This is a genomic window from Gillisia xinjiangensis, assembly GCF_046298265.1.
GTDB classification, from domain to species: Bacteria; Bacteroidota; Bacteroidia; order Flavobacteriales; family Flavobacteriaceae; genus Gillisia; species Gillisia xinjiangensis.
In genome coordinates this window covers 1-715 of the sequence record NZ_JBKAHK010000041.1, presented here as the reverse complement: position 1 = coordinate 715, position 715 = coordinate 1, and the positions used below count along the sequence as shown (strand labels likewise).

The following is a 715-nucleotide window of genomic DNA, read 5'->3' as shown; positions in this document are numbered from 1 at the left end:
CCGGTCCCTTACGATCACGCAATCGGCTCATCGAGCCAAATGGTTGAATAGTATTTCTTACTAACACTTTTAAGGTTCGAACGCCGCCACGATCACTATTTCCTTTTCTTCCCAACCTGCCCTACTGGATCCTGCGCAGGCAGGCAAGCCGTTCCCAAACGTGGGAATTCCGCCCTCGTGATAGAGATACAAACGGGATTTTAACCAAATCGAAAGCGCTAGATTCCTATCCTTCTTGAGCAGGTCGACAGGCCGCATTCGACCAGGGAGCCGCTTACCCCGATGAACACGTCAGCCAGTCAGCAACCACGCATGCAGGAGCAGGCACTGCTCAACCACGTGAAGCGGCTGGAACGCGCCGGCAGCGACCACTATGCCGTCCAGGTTCATCTTTCCAAGCTGCTCACCTTCCAGCGCCTGCCCGAGTGCTTCGAAGTAGTGCGCACCATGCTGGCCCGCGATGCCAAGAAGTGCGACGCCAGTCTCTTTGCGACATCCACAAACGATCTCTTCGTGGTTTATTCCCGCGAGGCGCTGACCCACATCGATGAAGCGCTGGCGCGGATATGTCATGTGCTGGGGATCGACCCGTTCTTCGCCGATGGCGATAGCGCGACTCAAGATTTCTGCAGCTATTTCGATCTCGACAGCCAATTCACCGAGTTGACCGAGCGCGCTGAATCCCTGATCCAGTCACGCGCCGAACAGGAGCGCC

Annotated in this window: 1 protein-coding gene; it reads left to right on the top strand. The window is 56.4% G+C overall.

What is annotated here, in order from left to right; all coding sequences use genetic code 11:
* Window positions 1-312 precede the first annotated feature (312 nt).
* Window positions 313-715, top strand: a 403-nt coding sequence (locus ACKGJN_RS16350; RefSeq protein WP_409540633.1) for a hypothetical protein, incomplete at its 3' end; no start/stop codon positions are given.